An 18,760-nucleotide genomic window follows, 5' to 3' on the forward strand; every position below is an offset into this window, starting at 1 on the left:
CTCCACTATCTTCTCTCTTAACTTTCAACTTTCAACCTTCATTCGATTTTCAACCTTCAACTCTCCCCAAACGCCTGTTCATAAATCATAGGCTTCAATTTCAGGGCTTTTCGTTTTGTATCGATATGTGCCAGCATGGCATGAGCGGCTTTTACCGGATCGAGTTCAAAGTGCCATTTTCCGCCCACATCCATTTCAATGCCATTTGTCAGGTATTCGGCAAGATTTTCGCTCCCCATGACCGGCAGGGGATGGCCGATTACCGTGAACACACCCGATGCTACAAAATAAGATCCGATCGCAACGGCTTTTTCCGACATCCATTCGGGTGCGGCTCCTGCGACGGGAAGATCACTCAAGTCTTCTCCCAACCCGCCTTCAGCCAAAATATTGGTGATCACCCGGAGGATTCTGCTGTTATCGACACAGGAACCCACATGGAGCACAGGCGGAATGCCGACAGCCCGGCATACTTCCTGAAGCCCCTTGCCGGCCATGGAAAAAGCGGTTTCCGGACGGAGCAGGCCGTGTTTGGCACAGCTGATTGCATTACAGCCGGTCGTGACTACCAGGGTATCATTCTTTATGAGTTCCTTTACCATGGCGATATGGGCTTCTTCAAAATCGACATTGGGATTGGAGCAGCCGATAACGCCGGCAGCGCCCCGAAGCCTGCCGCTGATAATGGCATCGTTGAGCGGCCGATAGGTCGAACGGTAGGTGCCACCCAGAAATCGATAGACCGATTCAGCAGTAAATCCCGCAACAATTTTCTCATTTTCATCAGGAACAGCAATTTTCTCCGACTTCCGATTCGGGTAATTCTCAATAGCCGCATCCAAAATCTTCATTGCCGTTTCAACAGCCTTGTCTTCATGAAACTCGAGATGCTCAACACCAGGCATTTTTGCTTTTGGCGAGGTTGTGATAAGCTTGGTGTGGTAACAACCGGTCACCTCCGACAATCCGGGCATCAGGCATTGAACATCAACAACCATAAGGTCAACCGCGCCGGTGACAACAGCGAGTTCCTGCTGAAGAAAACTTCCGGCAACAGGAATACCATGCCGCATAAGTATTTCATTTGCCGTACAGCATATACCTGCAACCGTAATGCCTTCGGCACCTTTTGCCTTTGCTTTTTCGACAAGCTCTTTTTTCTGTGAGACGATTGCGATGATATCGGAGAGGGTGGGTTCATGGCCGTGGACCAGCAGATTGACATGGGAGGGCTTGAGCACTCCCAGATTGGCCGCGGAACGGAGAGGGTTGGGCGATCCGAAAAGGGCATCTGAAATTTCAGATGCGATCATGGAACCTCCCCAGCCGTCGGCAAGAGCCGTTCTCATTCCGTGCTTGATCACATTTTTATACTCGGCATCCACTCCCATGGTTGTCCGGTGCATCACCTCGACAATTTCCCGGTCGATTGACCGCGGGGTGATATTCTGTTCTTTCCAGACCTTTTTCCGTGCCTCGGGAGCAATCGAAGCAATTGTTACTTCACCTACCTGTTTCCCGAAATCGTTAAGCGCTTGTAGAGCTACTTCTTTTGCGATAGCTTTGATATCCTTTGAATCGGTCTCGATTCCGTATATCCCGGCCAGCGCCTTGAGCTTGTTTTCATCCTTGATCGTGTAATCTTTCCCCTGATCTTCAGCAACCATGAGCAGTGTATGCGCAGTATTTCTTCCATGATCAGAATGGGCGGCCGCACCGCCGGCAATCATGCGGATAAGATTTCGCGCCGCTATGGTATCGACATTCGCGCCGCAGACGCCAACCGGATTCTTCTTGCTGATCCGACAGGGCCCCATACTGCAGATCCGGCAACAAACGCCCTCCTTACCAAATTTACATTGCGGCTGCATGGATTCATACCGGTCCCAGACTGTTGTCACCTTGTCGTTCTCAGCCTTAATTATCAGTTTCTGCGATGCTTTATCGGCGTGTTTTAACTCAGTTGCCATGCATAAGCTCCCTCTGTATTTTCTTCTTTAAAGTAGATATTTGCTCACGAATTTCAGGAGGAATCTCCTCTTTATTGTAATCGCTCAACGAATCTGAAAAAGGGATCTCACACCATGGAGTCTCCCCTGTAACGCTTTGTATCCGCTGTCGGTCCTGCTCATTGCTGACCTTGTTTGCAATTATCGCTGTTTTTTTGATATTTAAATCCTCAGCAAGTTTCCGTATGCGGATCCAGGTTTTCAGACTTGCAGATGTCGGCTCCACAACTGCACACAAAAGATCCACAAACTGAGAAGTGCCCCGTCCTAAATGCTCAATACCCGCTTCCATATCCATAATAACGATTTCATCCCGCTGAAAAAGTACATGGCCTAAAAGCTGTTTAACCATGACATTCTGCGGACACGCGCATCCGCTGCCGCCCCTGCGGACTGTCCCCATCACCAGAAGCTTGATATTATCTATGGAAATCGAAAATTTATCGGGGATATCATCAACACGGGGATTCATGGTAAAATAGACCGTAGCCTGATCGGGTTCCGCACCAACCCGCTCTTTTATCAGATCTCTCATCTCTACAAGGGGCGTTATTTCAAGCTCCGGAGGAAAACCCAATGCTTCAGCCAGATTGGCATCAGGATCGGCATCGATAGCGATAACTTTCAGATTATCATCGGCAAAAGATTTAGCAAGCAAAGCGGACAGTGTAGTCTTCCCTACTCCCCCTTTGCCTGACACTGCTATTTTCAAAAAAGAATTACCTCACATATTAAGCTGTTAGTAGTATAGTATTATAATTTATATATCGAATAAAAATTGGGTATAGTGAAATATGAGTGAAATTAATAATACATGATGTCGAACTATTTCTCAACTAACCAGCCCCGAACTTACCCAAAAAGACCAGACTGGAAATATCCCGGCGCTTGTTTGATCAGCCTTCAGATTCGAGAAATGAATCATAGGCAGATGAATCCATCAAGTCATCGAGCCCGGCGGTATCGACATTTTTCAATTTCACTATCCAGCCCTGGTCGTAGGGGCTGGTGTTGACCAATTCGGGTTGATTGCCTAAAGCATCATTGACCTCGGCAACTTCACCGGACACCGGGGCATAAAGGTCACTTGCGGCTTTTACCGACTCAATGACACCGAATTCTTTGCCCTTCGACAGCTGTGTACCGGATTGGGGCATTTCAACAAAGGTAATATCTCCCAAAGAATCCTGAGCATGATCGGTGATCCCAATAACAGCAGTATCTCCATCGATTTTCACCCATTCGTGGGATTTTGCATATTTTCGATCGTCTGGTGATGACATAAATGAGTTCCTTTCTTTCGGTCCCGTAGAGATTAATGTCTTCTCTTTTTCCGCCACAAACAATCCCTGTGAGACTTAAAGTAACATTAAAAAGTAATAACTTTTCTTTTCCCAACGTATTCTTTCGGCAGCCGCAAAAACCTTCGGAAAAGGCATTTTATATGGCTGAATATAAAAATTTATCCCAGCATAAAGGGAAACCAAAAATACTATACATACCCTTCTTCATCAAGTTAGCGCCCGGACGCAAAAATTCTTTTTCAATAAGACACAATAATTATCCTTTTATCCGATCGATTAAATGAGTTATATTTTCCTATCAATTATCACATATCCCAGAATGAGAGGATTGTACTATGAATCGTCTGGTATCACTATTTCTGCTCTTGCTCATTTCCCTTACCGCTTATGCGCAGGAAGCCACCGAAACAGAGAGCGCCCCAAAACCTGTGAAGGCCGTTGAAAAAGCTGTGTCCGATGATGAGAAGGGTGTCGCACAACAGGAAAAAACTGCCGACAAAATCACCGAAAAGGCAGATCTGGAATCAGATGATCAAAAGGAAGGGGAACAAACTCAATCCGAGCCTCCAAAAGAAGAAGTAGGAGAAAGTACCGAAGAAAAAACCGGGACACCAAAGGAAACCGAAGCGGCAAAGGAAACTGAATCTGAGGCGGAAACCGCACAAAAGGGGCAGGATACAAACGCTATGGAAACACCGTCTGAGGAAAATTCGGAGAAAAGCGCCGCCGATGATACGGCACAGGTGAAAACCGGAAGTACTCAGCAGAAGGACTCGATTGAAACAACCGAAGCAAAGCAGGAAACGGCTAAGGGAGCCCTGAAAATAACCACCGATCCGGATGATGCTCTTCTTCTGGTTGACGGTGAAAGTGTAGGAAAAACGCCGATAACGGTCGAAAATTTAGCACCGGGAAAACATACGCTCGAGATCAGAAAAGCGGGGCATTATCTGAAAAAAGCCACCGTAACAGTGGCGGCGAACAGCGTTCAGGAATTGCCGTTTACTCTTCTTAAACCTGCCACGCTCGTTGTGTTAAGTGAGCCTTCGGAAGCAGCGGTGACAATCAACAATAAGGCGATCGGCATAACCCCCCTAACAAAAGGGAAGCTGAAACCCGGTGAGTATGTTGTTAAAATCCGGAAAACAGGGTTTGCTCAACAGACAAAGAAGATCTCCCTGTCGAGCGGTGAAGTCGACACACTCGATTTTAGCTTAAAAGCCCTGGAAAAGAAAACAGCGGCAGCACCCGAAGAAAAAAAACCATCTGGAGAAAGTGAGAAATCAAAAATCGCCCGCATAATTGTGCTCAGTGCCTTTGCTTTATTTGGGGTGGGCATTTTTATCGCCGAACTGGCGGGGCGATAGAGAGAAAAAGTCGGAAGTAAAGAAACCAGAAGTCAGCAGTAAACATTTTTCATGCTGCAGTAGATAAAATTTTACCTGTGTGGCCGGTGCGCTTCGGCTTACTCAGCGCAATGCTTCAGTGACGGAATGGTGGATTGGTAAATACAGTTTCAATGATTCGTAGCGGTATAATTTTCATTTTTCTTTGTGTCCCGGTTCTCTCTCAGATGGTATCGGTACCGGGGGGATCCTTCACTATGGGATCGGATAAGGGGGAAGCCGATGAATCTCCCCGTCACCAGGTAGCGTTATCACCCTTCAAAATCGACAGGTTCGAAGTTACCCATGCGCAATACGATTCTTGTGTTAAGCGTGGTGCATGTACGCCGGCTCATTATGATGACGGCAACTGTTTGATCTGGACCGGCTCGGGATTCAAACGTGTCCGGGTGCCGGCAAAGTACCGCAATCCGGACTACCCGGTTGTCTGTGTTACCTGGCAACAGGCCCGTCAATACTGCAGAGCACATGGTAAGGAACTCCCCTCAGAAGCGCAGTGGGAGTACGCAGCCCTCGCCCGCTCCGGCAATAAGTATTCGTGGGGTAACAGTGCGCCGTCACAATCCCGATGTGCCTCGCCTTCCCTGCGACGGCCTCAAAAAAACGGCTCCTTTCAACCCAATAAATGGAACATTCATGACATGACCGGAAACGTGTGGGAATGGACAAATGACCGGTATCAAAAGGATTACTATGCCTGGAGTGTCGATAAAGATCCACGAAGCCCCGGCGTAGGACGGTACCGGGTGATCAGAGGCGGCGGATGGTATAGCAGTCCCAACCAGTTGCGGATCAAAAACCGGCATTGGTTTTCACCAACTCACGCTGAAGTGAGTATCGGATTTCGTTGCGCGAAGTGAATTGTCGTATATTAAGACCTATGATCGATATATCAAACAATACCAGCCTCAAAAGATGCATCTATGCACTGCATCTGAAATATGTAGTAATCGCAGCATTTTTAGCCGCTCCATCCGCACATGGTACGGATACTGCACATGAGAATTCAAAAACAGAAAGTACCCAGGTCTTTTCCGCCCGTCTTGCCGATACATCACAAACCTCTGCTCCACCATCCACGGTAAGCTATTCAATCAGCAGAAGCGGCAGAAGAATTCAGCTCGATGGTTTCCTTCTGGAATGGGATGAAGACAGCGCCAAAGAGCTTGGCAAAAAAAAGTTGTTTTACTGGGATGCGCTTCATACACCGGAGGGAGTTACCGGCTATTTCAGAAAAGCACATAAGGATACCTGCCCGGAAAACTGGAGATTCACCTTTGTAGGCACTAAGGCCAGCTATACAGTCTTGCTTTCAGAACAACAGAACGAACATTACGCTGCCTATATCCCGCCGGACACCTCAAAGGAGTTGCCGGTTGTCGAATGGATCATCCCCTGGGATTCTGTGCTTGTGAACAATGCAAACAGTTATACCCTGAAAGTTATGGGCGCCAACGGATGCGGCGATTCGATTTCTCCGGTGATCTTTAAAGGATCATTACTCGATGCAGATAAAATTCTCACTCCGCAGATAAAGACGCAGATCATCATTATTGGAGCCCTGCTTTTACTATTCATCATTCTGCAGATGAAAACTAAATCGACAAAGAAAAAGGGAAAAAGTCCTTTATAAACCGAGCTTGAGCAATTCTAGACAAACTCATCGAAAGGAATAGCTTCATCGATAAGCATAATCGGAATATCTTCCCGTATCGGGTATAGATATTTCTTGTCTTCCCGCAGCAGTCCGGCATCGATTTTTTCTTTCACCGGTTCTCCCCCGCGATTTTTCACTGTCCCTTCATCAATTTTCTTATTAATTTTGTCGATTACATCACCCTCAACAAGATGAACATCTTCCTTTGTCTCGGGACAGCACAAAATGTCGAGTAATTCTTTATCCACCATAGCACAACTCCTTGTAAGAGCGTTAAGTTTAAGAGATGGAGTATTACCCCCCAATTCTTCCCTTAATATACGGTTTTTTAACGGCCGGAGCAAGCCGATCACGAAAAAGGCGGGGGTAAACAGTGCTATCTGACCTCACTGAGCACCAGAGAATCGTTATGAAAGACCAGCCGGTTACCGCTGTAGAGCCAAACATCTACCTGAAGTGTGTCACTTTTCCAGTCTTTTCCCTTTTTCTCAGGGATACCCCAGGATAATTCGACCTGCTTGGTGTTCATTCCGATAAGGAGCTTGTGATTATCGATTGCATCCCAGAACAACGGGTCCCATGTATAGAGTTCCTGCGGGTTGTGCTCGAATATCTCTTCCTTCCACGGCAATCCCTTTCCCCGTTTTTCTTTCACGACATTTGTCCAGCTGTAATGAACCGGAATTATCGCCCGGCTGCTGTCGGGACACTCCACGTGTATCCAGATCGGCTTTGTCGGAAGAGGGGTTCTCCCCCAGGTAACATCAAATACATTCAAAGGATCCAGAACCGATACCTTTCTGCTTTGAAACCGTGATGCAGTCGAATCAAACATTTCCACAGCCCTTCTCCGGGAATAAACCGTTGTATTCATCCACCGGTCGCTTGCCCCTTCGAGATCATCAGCCAGTGCAAGTCCCTCAATTACTCCTCCGGATGTTTTTCCATACAAAGGCAACGATTGTATATCGGAAATACACGTGATTCGATACTCACCGTGAGTATCAGGTTTTACCGAAGAAACGGTCACATAGGCTCCTGCAAAGAGATGATATTTTATTCGTCGGCTCGAAAGCTCCATCACATCATTGACAGGGCCGGTCGCGTCAGCAAGGGCAGGGGTTAAATACAACAGATATCCGAATCTCTGAAACATGGCCGTCTTTTTAAGAAGAACAAAGCGCTTCCCCTCCCACTTATCAACTTCATAGTAAACCGGTTGTTTTTGAACGGCCGGTGAGGTATGCACAATCGAATCGCCCTCCTTCTCCTTTTCAGACTGCTGTGCAATCTGGGAGAGCTGCTCCCCGGAAGGAGGCGGTGTGCATAACAAAAGAAAGCAGAAAAGGATGCAGACAATGGGCATTATTTTTTCTCTGAACATTCTCATACGAAGAGTCACAACTAACAAAATACTCATAATTATTACAATACATATATTGCAGAGAAAAAACCATTGCAATTTGGTATGTAATGCCATACCATATATTTCAAAGCTCATTATGTGTCTCCTGCAAAAACGTTTCTATGGAAAAATATATTTTACAATTAATCGTCCCTTCTTTACAAGGGGAATCTGTTTTTTTTCGGACAGGGCCGGTAATCGATAATTAAACTGCAAAACAGAAACGGGGAGGTCGATGACAGTACAAAATATTACCTCAAAACCAGAGATTCGGACACTCAAAAGTTTTTATGATCTCATGCAACAAACCTGCGAGATCCGGAAACGGTGTGTATCCGCCATTCTCGAAGATACTGCTCCCAACCCGCAGGATATCACGTCCCTGCAAAATGCGCTTCATCTGCTGGAGGAGATTCCTGTCGATGATCAGAACCATGCCGTTGTTGCACTGGATGAGAACCGGAATATTGCGATCGATCTTGCCTATGAAGCAGGTGAGCTTCGCAAGGATATCCGTTATCTTATCAACGGCGAACAGGCATTATATGACTATTTCACCACGCTCCACGATTCCTTTGAAGAACAGGTACGCAAGGGTGTAGAAATATTATCTCCTGTTGATTTACGGAGTTTTGTTTCCGACCGTGACGGGACGGTCAACAATTATTGCGGCCGGTATCTTTCATCCATACAATCGATTTACAATGCCGTGTTTCTTATCCGATTTGCCCGGAAAGTGGTCCGGAAGTCGGTAGTCTTGACCTCGGCGCCACTCAATCACGGTGGCATTATCGACATTGCCACTACCCCGCTGGATACGATTGTTTATGCGGGTTCCAAAGGAAGAGAGTACTGGAGTCTGAGCCAGGAGCGGAAAGCATTTGCCATACCGGCCGAACAGCAGAAAAAGCTGAATGACCTCACCCAGGAGCTTCGCTCATTCGTTTCCACTCCTGTGTACGAAAAATTCTCCTTGATCGGGTCTGGATTCCAGCATAAATTCGGTCAGCTCACGATTGCCCGTCAGGATATTACGCATTCGATTTCCGAAGAAGAATCATCGGAGTTCCTCGATAAAGTAAGAGGTATTGTGGCAGAGCACGATCCTGATAAAAATACATTTCGTATCGAAGATACCGGTCTGGATATCGAAATCACCCTTACTCTCGATGATGCCGCCCATGGTCATATTCTCAAAGAATTCGACAAAGGAGACGGCGTTCTGTTTCTCGACAGTGAGCTTGACCTTGCACTTTACGAGGGACCGAATCTCGTTTGCGGTGATACAAACGGTGATGTGCCCATGGCCCGGGTATGTGCCGAAAAGACAGATAAAACCTGGACAATTTTCGTGACCGATGATGATGCACTCAAGGAAAAAGTTGCCCGCGCATGCAAAAATCATCATTTCGTATCACAACCCGATATGCTCGTTACCATACTTTATGAATTGTCAAAAAAGAACACAAAATAAAGGAGTTGTTGCCCATGAATCGTAAAAGCCGGAAGAAACGCACCAAAGAATGGGACCTTACCTATACCGAATTCAATCCTCAAGAAGAAAAACTCAGAGAAACACTCACCACGGTCGGCAACGGATATTTCGGTACCCGCGGCTGCTTTGAAAGCGAGCGGACGTCGGAAAACCATTATCCCGGCACCTATATTGCAGGAGTATTCAACAAAGTACCTTCGATCGTGCATGGAAAAGAAATCTTCAACGATGACTTTGTTAATTGTCCCAACTGGCTTCCGGTCGAGATAAAAATCGGCAACGGCAAGTTTACCAGTCCTCTTAAAATGAAAATTCTCGATTACGAACAAAATCTGAACCTTCGTCACGGCGTTTTGGAACGGCGAATCACTTTCGAAAACACCAAAGGACAGGTTACCACCATCGAATCGCAGCGTTTCGCAAGCATGAGTAACAAACATATGGCCTGTCTCCGGTTCACGGTAACGCCTGAAAATTACTCCGCTCCCCTTGCCCTGAAATCATCGCTGGACGGAACTGTATTCAATGATGGTGTTGCCCGATATCGTAATCTTAACTCCAAACATTTGTCACTTGTCTCCCGGGCCGAATTCGATAAGGGAATTTATCTTCATGTCAAAACCAACGAGTCTCATATCCGGATAGCGGTCTTTGCAAAAAACATACTCTCGACAAACGGAAAGCCCCTTGCGGAAAAACGGAAAATCGCCAGCGAAGACGGGTTCATTGCCGAACTGATGACCTTTGATGCCACCCGAGGGAAGCAGTATACCCTTGACAAGATTGTGGCCATAACCACATCGCGGGATGAAAATATCGCCAATGAATTTTCCACCGGCCTGGTAGAGATTGAACGAAACCGGTCCTTTGAGGCCATGCTCAGATCTCATAAAAACGCCTGGAAATCTTTGTGGGAAAAAGCAGACATGCAAATTGAAGGCGACCGTTTGTCACAAAAAGTAACCCGGCTTCACATATATCATCTTCTCTGCACCCTCTCTCCTCACAATGCTCATATCGATGCCGGCCTTCCGGCCCGTGGACTGAGCGGTGAAGCCTACAGAGGCCATATCTTCTGGGATAGTATTTATGCACTCCCCTTTTTCTACCAGCGGTTTCCGGAAATTGCTAAATCTGCAATTATGTACCGATACCGCCGCCTGGATGCCGCCCGGACCTATGCCCGGCAAAACGGTTATGAAGGCGCTATGTTTCCCTGGCAGTCTTCCAATGACGGGACCGAAGAGACACAGGTTATCCACTATAATCCCGTATCAGGTAAGTGGGACCCCGACCTGAGCTGCCGTCAACGACATATCTCGATCGCAATTTTTTATAATGTATGGATGTATTATTATCATACCATGGATGAAGAATTTCTTCATTCCTATGGAGCAGAAATGCTTCTTGAAATCGCCCGATTCTGGGCCAGTATCTCGACCTGGGATGCCCGTTCGAAACGGTACCATATCTACGGTGTTATGGGCCCCGATGAGTTTCATGAGAAATATCCCAATGCGTCCCTGGAAAAAGGTGGTATCAACGATAATGCCTATACGAATATTATGACAGTCTGGGTGCTCGAACGGGCCCTCGAACTGGCAAAAAAGCTTCCCGAGGAAATTAAGAGCGATCTTGCGGAAAAAATCAATTTTTCAAAGGAAGAAACTAAAAAGTGGCACGACATTACTCATCGTATGTATGTCCCGATTACCGATGACGGCATCATTTCTCAGTTTGAAGGATATATGGACCTTGCCGATATCGACTGGGATCATTACCGGAACAAATACGGAAATATTCACCGCATGGACCGGATTTTGAAATCTGAAGGCGATTCGCCCGATCATTACAAAGTAGCTAAACAGGCAGATGCGCTCATGACCTTTTTTGTGCTGCCTCTGGATGAAGTCTGCAGGCTGCTCAAACAGCTGGGTTATTCTGTTGGTAATGAAAAAGAATTTCTGGCCCGAAACTACGATTTCCATGTAGTCCGGACCTCCCATGGTTCAACCCTCAGTAAAGTCGCCCATTCGGCTGTCTCGAAATACAGAGATACGAGCGAGGAAACCTGGAAATGGTTTCTCGAATCACTGGAAAGCGATATTCACGACACACAGGGTGGAACAACCATCGAGGGTATTCATTGCGCGGTCATGGGAGGAACCATTACGATCGTTACCCGCGTTTTTGCCGGTGTTTCCTTTGAGGAAGGCATAATAGACGTCAATCCATCATTGCCGTCACACTGGAAAAAACTATCTTTTAAATTACTGATTCGGGGCTGCTGGTACTCCTTTGAAATAACTCAGGATACGATAAACGTCACGATGGATGCAACCGGGAAAACGCCGGTAGCAACAAAGGTAAACAACACTACCATGAACGTTTGCTAAACCTGCCGGAATCGCCGCCTCTGTGACCGCCGCCGTCGTGCCTCCGTTCACGGGCTTCGTTGATTCGAAGGTTTCTGCCGCCGAAATCTTTGCCGTCCAGTTCTTTTATGGCTGCATCGGCATTCTCCACCTCGACAAAACCGAACCCCCGTGACCGTCCGGTCTGATTATCCGTTATGATACTAACAGAATGGACTTCACCAAAGGGAGAAAACATATCTCTCAATTCTTCTTCGGTTGTGCGAAACGGGATGTTGCCGACATAAAGTTTGTTAGCCACAAGACCTCCTCTTGAGGAATAATAGATTAATGAATTATGATAATTATGATATGGAAAGGAATACAATTTTGACGTAGAATTAAACGCTGATCTTTTAATTCCAGACTTACTTAGTGCGGGTTTTCACGGTGGGGCAGAAAAATGGAAGTTCAATCGTATCGTGGTGAACTCGCGGTAAGAAAACTCTGGCAGGCGTTACTTTGGGTTTGTCCTTATCTATGCAGCCCTGTGAACCAAGACCACCCGGGGTTATAACTGATCGAAAATATTTTATCGGGATTGTAAAACCTTTCCCGCCGCTCCATTAATAAAATGATTTACGTTTTCTGATAAAGCAACAGTTTTCTGAAGCTTCCTTATAATTATCACGTCATTTTAAAGAAAAAGCAAGAAAAAAAGGAAGTGGTGGAATGATGGAGTCGCAGGGGGGCTGATGGTCTTCTCTTACTCCAATACTCCATTTCTTTAAAAAATATTAAAAAAATTTTGCATATTGGCTTGTCCCTTTGTTTATATTATGTATGCAGACGTGATTATGGCAAGTGCCCTTTGTCGGAAGTGCTAGAGCCGACAGAGGGCTTTTTTTATGCAAGGGTCAGGGTCAGGGCAAGGGTCTGAATATCGGTAAGGAAGGATGGTGCCGAAGGCGAGAATCGAACTCGCACAGGGTCGCCCCTACTGGATTTTGAGTCCAGCGCGTCTACCAATTCCACCACTTCGGCACGGGAGTAAAATAGTTGGTTTATGGGGAAATACGCAAGAATGAGGTTGAGAGGGAGAAGATTAAGCGCGATTAGAGGCAACGAGGTGAGACTCAATTTAGTTGGTCTCTAACCTCTGAGCCCTGTATCCTCCATAATTTTATCGTCCTGTCGCCATGTCGTTCTTTCTCACCCCTCCCACGGCGGTGGCTCATCCGATTCGGGATCCTCGTCATCATATTCTGCAGCCGCATTCATATCTTCAATTGTATTCTCGATAATGTTGTCGGCGTTGACCTCAACCAGTTCACAGATTTCATCTTCGCTTTTAATGGTTTTATGTTTTAAATACTCAAAAACCGTCAATCCGGTTGAGATCATGATATTTCTTACAAGATTTTCATCATACAGCCTGCAGTGCTTCCCATGCATAGTAAAATAAGCCTTTCTTTTGTATATCCTATTTATTGTTTTGCAAGTGACTGATTTTTTGACTTTCCAGATAATCGCCAACATCTATTCTGAACGCTCTGGGATTGAGTGACATTTCGATTTCGTATTGACGACTGCCGATTTCATTTACTTTTTTAGAGAGATCGTATTCGACAGGGGCATCCAGTTTTTTCCCGGCAGTATCGAAAAGAACAAGAATCACCGGTTTGAGGAGCTTTCCATTATCGACCCGCACCACAACTCCCATTTCTCCTGAGTTGAGTTTAACGAAACTGCCGACCGGATAGATACCCATATGCTTAGTAAACCGTTCGACAATGGCACGGGAATAATCTTCATCACACCCCTTGAAAATGGTAGCCAGTGCTTTCTGCGGGGTCCAGGCGGCTCGGTAGACCCTGTCGGAGGTGAGGGCATCGTATACATCGGCAACAGCAGCCATCAGGCCGAGTTCGGAAATCTCTTTTCCCTTTAATCCCCGCGGATATCCCCGTCCGTTATACCGTTCATGATGCTGGGCGATTATCATAGCGGCCTGGGGAGAGATCGATTTTTTTTCTTTGATGATTTCAATCCCGTGCTCGGGATGCTTTTTCATGATTGCAAATTCCCAGTCGGCATATCTTCCGGGCTTATTGAGAATCGCATCCGGCACCCGCATTTTCCCGATATCGTGGAGGAGTCCACCAATCCCGGCGTGTAAAAGAAAGGTCCGGTCGTATCCCATCGAATTGGCCAGTGAAGTTATCAATACGCCAACATTGACAGAATGAATGTACGTGTATTCGTCATGCCCCTTGATCTGACACAGGCTGACCAGTGCTTCGGAATTGCGCAAGATACTCTCGACAATATCTTCAGCAGCAACTTCAATATCCGCAACGGAAAAAGAACGACCTTTACTGATAGCAACAAGCGCCTCACGGGCGGTGATGAGCGTCTTCTCTCTTACTTCAAGGGCCCTTGGTATTTCTTCATAATACCGGGCCTCACGGCTGCTTATGGTAATCGATGAGTCATCGGAGAAAGAATGGTCAGGCAATTCATCTTCACAGGAAACATCTTTTCCCTTTTGTATATTTATATAGACGCTTTTTACACCAAGATTTTTAAGCCGCTCTATCTGGTCTACCGATTCTACCAGCGAATTCCGGGAAAGAAGAAACGCCCCTTCTTCATTAAAAACATCCTCGAGGAACATTCCTGTCTGAAGGTTATCGATATCTATTTTTTTTGCAAAATTTTCCCGGTCGGCCATAAGTTTTTTTCCGAAAGATTGACTCGGGGTTAAGAGAAACAAAAAAGCCTTCTCTATTATAACCCGATTGCAATGCGGGGTCAAGTGATGACATGTTTTTTTACCATTATTTAAATTTGGAGACTCACCGCTCCGGTTGAAATCGTACTCAATTTTTTGCACGATACAAGGCTTTAAATTCATTATATTTAAGGAAGTATCATACTGTTGACTATTCTGTATCAGCGGGGTATTTTTATAAAGAGCGTGAAAGGTAGCCTAAAAAGTATAAGCGTATAGTATGCTTCAGGTTATACCAATTGTGCATTCCCATTCATAATCAATAGAATTTTACACAACAATGCCTCTTTCAATTACCGAAAAACGGAAAAAACAGGCGAACATTACACGATTGTCATTAGTTCTTTCAATTGGAATTATCGGCTCACTCTTCCTGTTCCTTCGTGCGACAGGTCTCGATAAAGTCATAAAAGACAAGGTGTTGGAAGCTGTTGAGGCGATCCAGCCCCCACCCCCACCACCCCCACCGCCGCCACCGCCAAAGGCAGATATAAAGGCCCCGCCGAAAATCGATGTCAGCTTTGATGTTAAATCTATTGCGGCAAAGCCATCGGTCGATCCTGGATTTGATCCTAAGATGTTCCGGAATTTCGAAACCAACATGGGTGCTCCCGATTTATCACCCATGGCCATGGTCGGCAGCAGCAACGATATCAGCAATCTGGTTTCGAGTTCACAGGTTGTTACCTATGGTCTCTCCATGAACCTTCCCGGATTCGATATCGGCAGCGCCGAAATGGAAGATAAAAAGGGCGCGGCATTCGGATCGGGCAAACGGACCACCGGTAAAGTAACCATCTCAATACTCGACATCCCCGGCACCGAATCTACTTCCGACGCCACCGGGGGCGATCAGTGGAATGAAGGCGAACTCGAAAATATCGCAGAATGGATTTCCGAAAACACGAAGGTTAAAGCCGAACTGAGCAGCAGGGCCATCTCCTTTCTGGGTATCTATAAGAGTTTCGACTACTGGCTGACACGGGCCAGAGAACGTGCACACTCCGAAGTTAAAGAAATATCACAGCACGAACCCGAAATCGACGGACTCAGCCTTCTGGCGAACACAGCGCCCTATCTTGTTGATAAGGAATACGAAATGTTCAAGAGCAGGGTGCGTAAAATTGTCGCCGATTATTTGCGGGTTAAATACAACTCCAAGCTTGCTCCTGAAAAAGACGACTGGATCACGAAAATCGAAGAGACTTATCCTTTATCGCAATGGCAGAAAGAATATCTTACCGAGGCCGAAAATTCATTTCGGGATCTTTATAACAAAAAGACTCCCCAGGGCCATGAAATCCGGGGAATCTATAACCTCCTTCGAGTGTCCGAATTAATGCGGTTGCCGATTCTTCTTTGTGAGGCCCGAAATGTTCCGGAAACAGTACTTCCAGAAAATCTCAGATTTCTTCGCACCTATGTAAATAACGGCGGTTTTATCTATTTTATCAATACCCACGGCTACAAAGAATGCATGGGTGTCAGAGGGTTGATAAAAAGCATTATTCAGGAAGACATCTCCGATCCGGTGGGTGAAAAAACCCTGAAAGAACTCAGTAAAAATGACCGGGAAGTTTCGGGGTATGTCTTTCGCGATCCCGACCCTGAAATTTTTCATCCCTGGACTTTCTTCGGTATAATAATTCCGAAATTCACCGACATCACCATCAGTATCTACAACCGAAGAGGGAATAAAATTTTCAACCATACCATGGAAGACATGCTTCCGGGCGCCTATTTACAGAAAAACAAGCATTTCCGATGGCATTGTGTCGACAACCAGGGCAATGCCGTCGAAAGCGGCTATTATATCTATCGGGTGGAAGCCGACCTCTGCGTAAAAACAGGCGCCATGATGGTAAGCAAACTGCGTAAACTCCCCAATGGTAAGCATCCGATGTTTTCTTCTTATTACCCTATCGATGCCGTTCCCACCAAAATTTCGCCCAAATCCGAAGATCTCCCCTACGGAGAGCCGGGTGTATTCGGATATTCTATCAAAGGACGGCAGGCAATCTGCTATACCGAAGGGTATAAAGAGAAGGAACTCCTCAAAAGCACCGGTCAGCGCGAGACTTCCCAGGAAGCAGCCCTCAAATGGGTCACCAATGTAGTGATCTATGCAATTGCCGAAGGAAGCCTGGCGAGGTAAGGACGGTGTCGCAACATCAAAGAAAGGCACCTATCGCCTTCCCGTATACGATACAATGACCGTCTTTATCACTGGAATGGGTGTGTACCGTCATGATCAATAATTACATTGCACATACGAAGTATTACTTATATTCAGAAACATAATCGAAAACATAATCTCATGGCATAGACCCATGTATCGTCCTCACATTATAACGCTTAAACCTTGAACACTCTCATTCTTCAATAGACTTTGTAAATCCTGTTAATATTTATCTATTTTCAGCCAAAGGGGAAATCCACTATGATCAGGATTGTACATCCGGCATTTTTTTGTGTCATTTCATTGTATGCTCTTTCTTTCGGAACAACCTACTATGTCGACAACACCAATGGAAGCTCTTCGGGCAACGGCCGTTCCGAATCGAGTGCCTGGAACAGTATCGACAACGCCAACCAGGCGCTCCGGGCAGGTGATACCGTCTTTATCCGTGAAGGAAACTACCGGGAACAGATTTCCCCCGACCATGACGGAACCAAAGAGTATCCCATAGTCTATATGAATTATCCCTCCGAAGTAGTAAAGATATCGGGGATATACCGGGGACTTCATTTCAACGGCAATTCTCACGTTATCGTCGAAGGAATTCGTTGCGAAGAAGTAAATCAGTATCTCCGTCTGGATTCATCGGACCATATCTGGATCAAAAACTGCATTTTTGACAATGCAAACAGCGAAGGCGGCTGGCCGCTTGGTGTCCGGTTCAGGAAAGATTCTCATCATAACCGGATCACCGGCTGCATTATCGGCCGCGTCGGATACAGTACATCCAGCGATGATAAAGGGGGTGTTATCAATATCGGTACCGGATCCGATATCAGCGACCATAGCCATTACAACTTGATAGAAGGCAACGTCTTTTTCTACGGCGGTCATCATATCATGACGGTCAGCAGCAGCTATAACATCATACGGAACAATTATTTCAATAACCGTAACTGGATGGATTGTCTCCGCTCCGAAACCGGCGGCAAATGCGGTAACCGGGCAATTATCTTTGAAGAAAACGCCGCGAATGTAACAGGGAACATCGTTGAAGGCAACCGATTTGCGGCAACCGGCGTCCCTCCCGATCAGAATACTTCAGGAGCTATTTCAATACGGATGCCTCATACTATTATACGCCACAATATGTTTTATCACTGTGATGGTTACGGAATCAGTCTCAGCACCTCAAAAAGCGAAATGGATTGCCGCAACAGTTTTATCTATAACAATACGTTCTATCGCAACGGCTATACGGCATTATCCGGTGTTGAAGAGTGGAAAAACGGGGCCATTCTAATGGCTCATCACAGCAGCGGACCGGAAATCACCGGGGTGATTATCAAAAACAATATTTTTTATGACAATAATGGAGATTATATACGCTACTATTATGTCGATGAAGCCGATCAGATTCTCGAAAACAACTGGAAAGACAATGATGATCCGCTTTTTATGGATATCACCGGCACCATCGATTCCTTTGATCTGAACACCCCTGATTTCCGTTTGAAGGAAGGAAGCCTCTGTGTTGACAGCGGCGCATTTTTAACAACAATCACCAGTGCATCAGGGTCAGGAAGCCGTTTTACTGTCGATAATGCCGGATATTTTACCGATGGTATGGGGATTATCGAAGGCGATGTCATTCAGATTGAAGGAGAAAATAAAAGGGCCCGAATTACCGATATCGATTACTCTACCAATACGATAACGGTCGATAACGAACTGGCATGGGACCATGATGAGGGTATCAACCTTGCTTTTAACGGCTCCAGACCGGACCTCGGGGCCCTGGAACAGATACCCTCGGATGCAACCCCTGTTGCACTTGCAGGAAATACTCCCGCCAATTCTCATCAACGATTGTTTGGATTTACTCAGTCTCCAGAGGGTATTACTGTCAACCTGAGAGAACCCGGAGATTTTACCATTGCGCTCTACAGCATGGCGGGCAAAAATGTATATTACCATGATGTCAAAGAACTCTCAACACGAAAGGTCGTGATCCCCTGGGGTTCTTCAATTACTTCCGGCGCCTATGTCCTTAAGGTGCACCAGGGACTGAAACAGAAATCGATGGTGGTTACGATAAAAAGATGAAGATGGATGAGGAATTTTTTACTCAGACCTGCTGGAGTGAAGCGGGTTTAC

General features: G+C 46.1%; 15 protein-coding genes and 1 tRNA gene. 7 read left to right on the top strand and 9 right to left on the bottom strand.

The window, feature by feature from the left end:
• Positions 1 to 56: 56 nt before the first annotated feature.
• The 3 genes from cooS to gcvH all read right to left on the bottom strand — a co-directional run bounded on the left by cooS (position 57) and on the right by gcvH (position 3,292).
• On the bottom strand, positions 57 to 1,970 hold the full coding sequence (cooS, locus tag GF401_06865; protein MBD3344768.1) for an anaerobic carbon-monoxide dehydrogenase catalytic subunit: 1,914 nt from the start codon (positions 1,968 to 1,970) through the stop codon (positions 57 to 59).
• Positions 1,960 to 2,721 carry an AAA family ATPase gene (locus GF401_06870; protein MBD3344769.1) on the bottom strand — a complete coding sequence of 254 codons (762 nt, stop codon included), beginning with the start codon at positions 2,719 to 2,721 and terminating at the stop codon, positions 1,960 to 1,962. The genes cooS and GF401_06870 overlap by 11 nt, the downstream gene beginning before the upstream one ends.
• A 184-nt stretch (positions 2,722 to 2,905) precedes the next feature.
• The gene (gene gcvH, locus GF401_06875; GenBank protein MBD3344770.1) at positions 2,906 to 3,292 is read right to left on the bottom strand and encodes a glycine cleavage system protein GcvH; all 387 of its coding nucleotides are present in this window, start codon (positions 3,290 to 3,292) and stop codon (positions 2,906 to 2,908) included.
• Between the two features lie 356 nt (positions 3,293 to 3,648).
• Here gcvH and GF401_06880 point away from each other — a divergent pair, with 356 nt between their 5' ends.
• The 3 genes from GF401_06880 to GF401_06890 all read left to right on the top strand — a co-directional run bounded on the left by GF401_06880 (position 3,649) and on the right by GF401_06890 (position 6,352).
• Positions 3,649 to 4,680 carry a PEGA domain-containing protein gene (locus GF401_06880; protein MBD3344771.1) on the top strand — a complete coding sequence of 344 codons (1,032 nt, stop codon included), beginning with the start codon at positions 3,649 to 3,651 and terminating at the stop codon, positions 4,678 to 4,680.
• Positions 4,681 to 4,814: 134 nt separating this feature from the next.
• A complete protein-coding gene (locus GF401_06885) occupies positions 4,815 to 5,579 on the top strand; it encodes an SUMF1/EgtB/PvdO family nonheme iron enzyme (protein ID MBD3344772.1) in 765 nt (254 codons plus the stop codon).
• Between the two features lie 20 nt (positions 5,580 to 5,599).
• Complete coding sequence (locus GF401_06890; GenBank protein MBD3344773.1) at positions 5,600 to 6,352, top strand: hypothetical protein; 753 nt, start codon at positions 5,600 to 5,602, stop codon at positions 6,350 to 6,352.
• 17 nt (positions 6,353 to 6,369) lie between these two features.
• Here the strand turns inward: GF401_06890 and GF401_06895 are convergent, their stop codons facing one another.
• Together GF401_06895 and GF401_06900 are read right to left on the bottom strand one after the other, a co-directional pair.
• A complete protein-coding gene (locus GF401_06895) occupies positions 6,370 to 6,627 on the bottom strand; it encodes a Trm112 family protein (GenBank protein ID MBD3344774.1) in 258 nt (85 codons plus the stop codon).
• Between the two features lie 125 nt (positions 6,628 to 6,752).
• Positions 6,753 to 7,877, bottom strand: coding sequence for a hypothetical protein (locus GF401_06900; GenBank protein MBD3344775.1), 1,125 nt, complete (start codon positions 7,875 to 7,877; stop codon positions 6,753 to 6,755).
• Between the two features lie 139 nt (positions 7,878 to 8,016).
• On the opposite strand from GF401_06900, the gene GF401_06905 reads away from it, so the two are divergent.
• Both GF401_06905 and GF401_06910 read left to right on the top strand, forming a co-directional pair.
• Positions 8,017 to 9,255: a trehalose 6-phosphate synthase gene (locus GF401_06905; GenBank protein ID MBD3344776.1), complete on the top strand. Its 1,239-nt coding sequence runs from the start codon at positions 8,017 to 8,019 to the stop codon at positions 9,253 to 9,255.
• A gap of 14 nt (positions 9,256 to 9,269) precedes the next feature.
• A complete protein-coding gene (locus tag GF401_06910; protein MBD3344777.1) occupies positions 9,270 to 11,672 on the top strand; it encodes a beta-phosphoglucomutase in 2,403 nt (800 codons plus the stop codon).
• On the opposite strand, the gene GF401_06915 is transcribed toward GF401_06910, so the two are convergent.
• The 4 genes from GF401_06915 to GF401_06930 form a co-directional block, all read right to left on the bottom strand.
• A complete protein-coding gene (locus tag GF401_06915) occupies positions 11,653 to 11,952 on the bottom strand; it encodes an RNA-binding protein (GenBank protein MBD3344778.1) in 300 nt (99 codons plus the stop codon). The two genes, GF401_06910 and GF401_06915, sit on opposite strands and share 20 nt — an antisense overlap.
• Positions 11,953 to 12,587: 635 nt before the next feature.
• Positions 12,588 to 12,674: transfer RNA gene (locus tag GF401_06920), tRNA-Leu, on the bottom strand.
• Positions 12,675 to 12,842: 168 nt separating this feature from the next.
• Positions 12,843 to 13,085 (bottom strand): hypothetical protein, encoded by a 243-nt coding sequence (locus tag GF401_06925; protein ID MBD3344779.1) that lies wholly within the window; start codon positions 13,083 to 13,085, stop codon positions 12,843 to 12,845.
• A gap of 28 nt (positions 13,086 to 13,113) precedes the next feature.
• Positions 13,114 to 14,547, bottom strand: coding sequence for an HD domain-containing protein (locus GF401_06930; GenBank protein MBD3344780.1), 1,434 nt, complete (start codon positions 14,545 to 14,547; stop codon positions 13,114 to 13,116).
• 157 nt (positions 14,548 to 14,704) lie between these two features.
• Here GF401_06930 and GF401_06935 point away from each other — a divergent pair, with 157 nt between their 5' ends.
• Together GF401_06935 and GF401_06940 are read left to right on the top strand one after the other, a co-directional pair.
• Positions 14,705 to 16,579 (top strand): hypothetical protein, encoded by a 1,875-nt coding sequence (locus GF401_06935; protein ID MBD3344781.1) that lies wholly within the window; start codon positions 14,705 to 14,707, stop codon positions 16,577 to 16,579.
• Between the two features lie 285 nt (positions 16,580 to 16,864).
• A complete protein-coding gene (locus GF401_06940; GenBank protein ID MBD3344782.1) occupies positions 16,865 to 18,709 on the top strand; it encodes a hypothetical protein in 1,845 nt (614 codons plus the stop codon).
• Positions 18,710 to 18,760: the final 51 nt, after the last annotated feature.

Source organism: Chitinivibrionales bacterium, assembly GCA_014728215.1.
Lineage (GTDB): Bacteria > Fibrobacterota > Chitinivibrionia > Chitinivibrionales > WJKA01 > WJKA01.

Bases quoted from the DNA above. Each gene is read 5' to 3' on its own strand.
- GF401_06880 (MBD3344771.1), top strand. From the start codon at position 3,649: ATGAATCGTCTGGTATCACTATTTCTGCTCTTGCTCATTTCCCTTACC.
- GF401_06890 (MBD3344773.1), top strand. From the start codon at position 5,600: ATGATCGATATATCAAACAATACCAGCCTCAAAAGATGCATCTATGCA.
- gcvH (MBD3344770.1), bottom strand. From the start codon at position 3,292: ATGTCATCACCAGACGATCGAAAATATGCAAAATCCCACGAATGGGTG.
- GF401_06930 (MBD3344780.1), bottom strand. From the start codon at position 14,547: ATGAATTTAAAGCCTTGTATCGTGCAAAAAATTGAGTACGATTTCAAC.
- GF401_06940 (MBD3344782.1), top strand. From the start codon at position 16,865: ATGATCAGGATTGTACATCCGGCATTTTTTTGTGTCATTTCATTGTAT.
- GF401_06900 (MBD3344775.1), bottom strand. From the start codon at position 7,877: ATGAGCTTTGAAATATATGGTATGGCATTACATACCAAATTGCAATGG.
- cooS (MBD3344768.1), bottom strand. From the start codon at position 1,970: ATGGCAACTGAGTTAAAACACGCCGATAAAGCATCGCAGAAACTGATA.
- GF401_06910 (MBD3344777.1), top strand. From the start codon at position 9,270: ATGAATCGTAAAAGCCGGAAGAAACGCACCAAAGAATGGGACCTTACC.
- GF401_06925 (MBD3344779.1), bottom strand. From the start codon at position 13,085: ATGCATGGGAAGCACTGCAGGCTGTATGATGAAAATCTTGTAAGAAAT.
- GF401_06905 (MBD3344776.1), top strand. From the start codon at position 8,017: ATGACAGTACAAAATATTACCTCAAAACCAGAGATTCGGACACTCAAA.
- GF401_06935 (MBD3344781.1), top strand. From the start codon at position 14,705: ATGCCTCTTTCAATTACCGAAAAACGGAAAAAACAGGCGAACATTACA.
- GF401_06895 (MBD3344774.1), bottom strand. From the start codon at position 6,627: ATGGTGGATAAAGAATTACTCGACATTTTGTGCTGTCCCGAGACAAAG.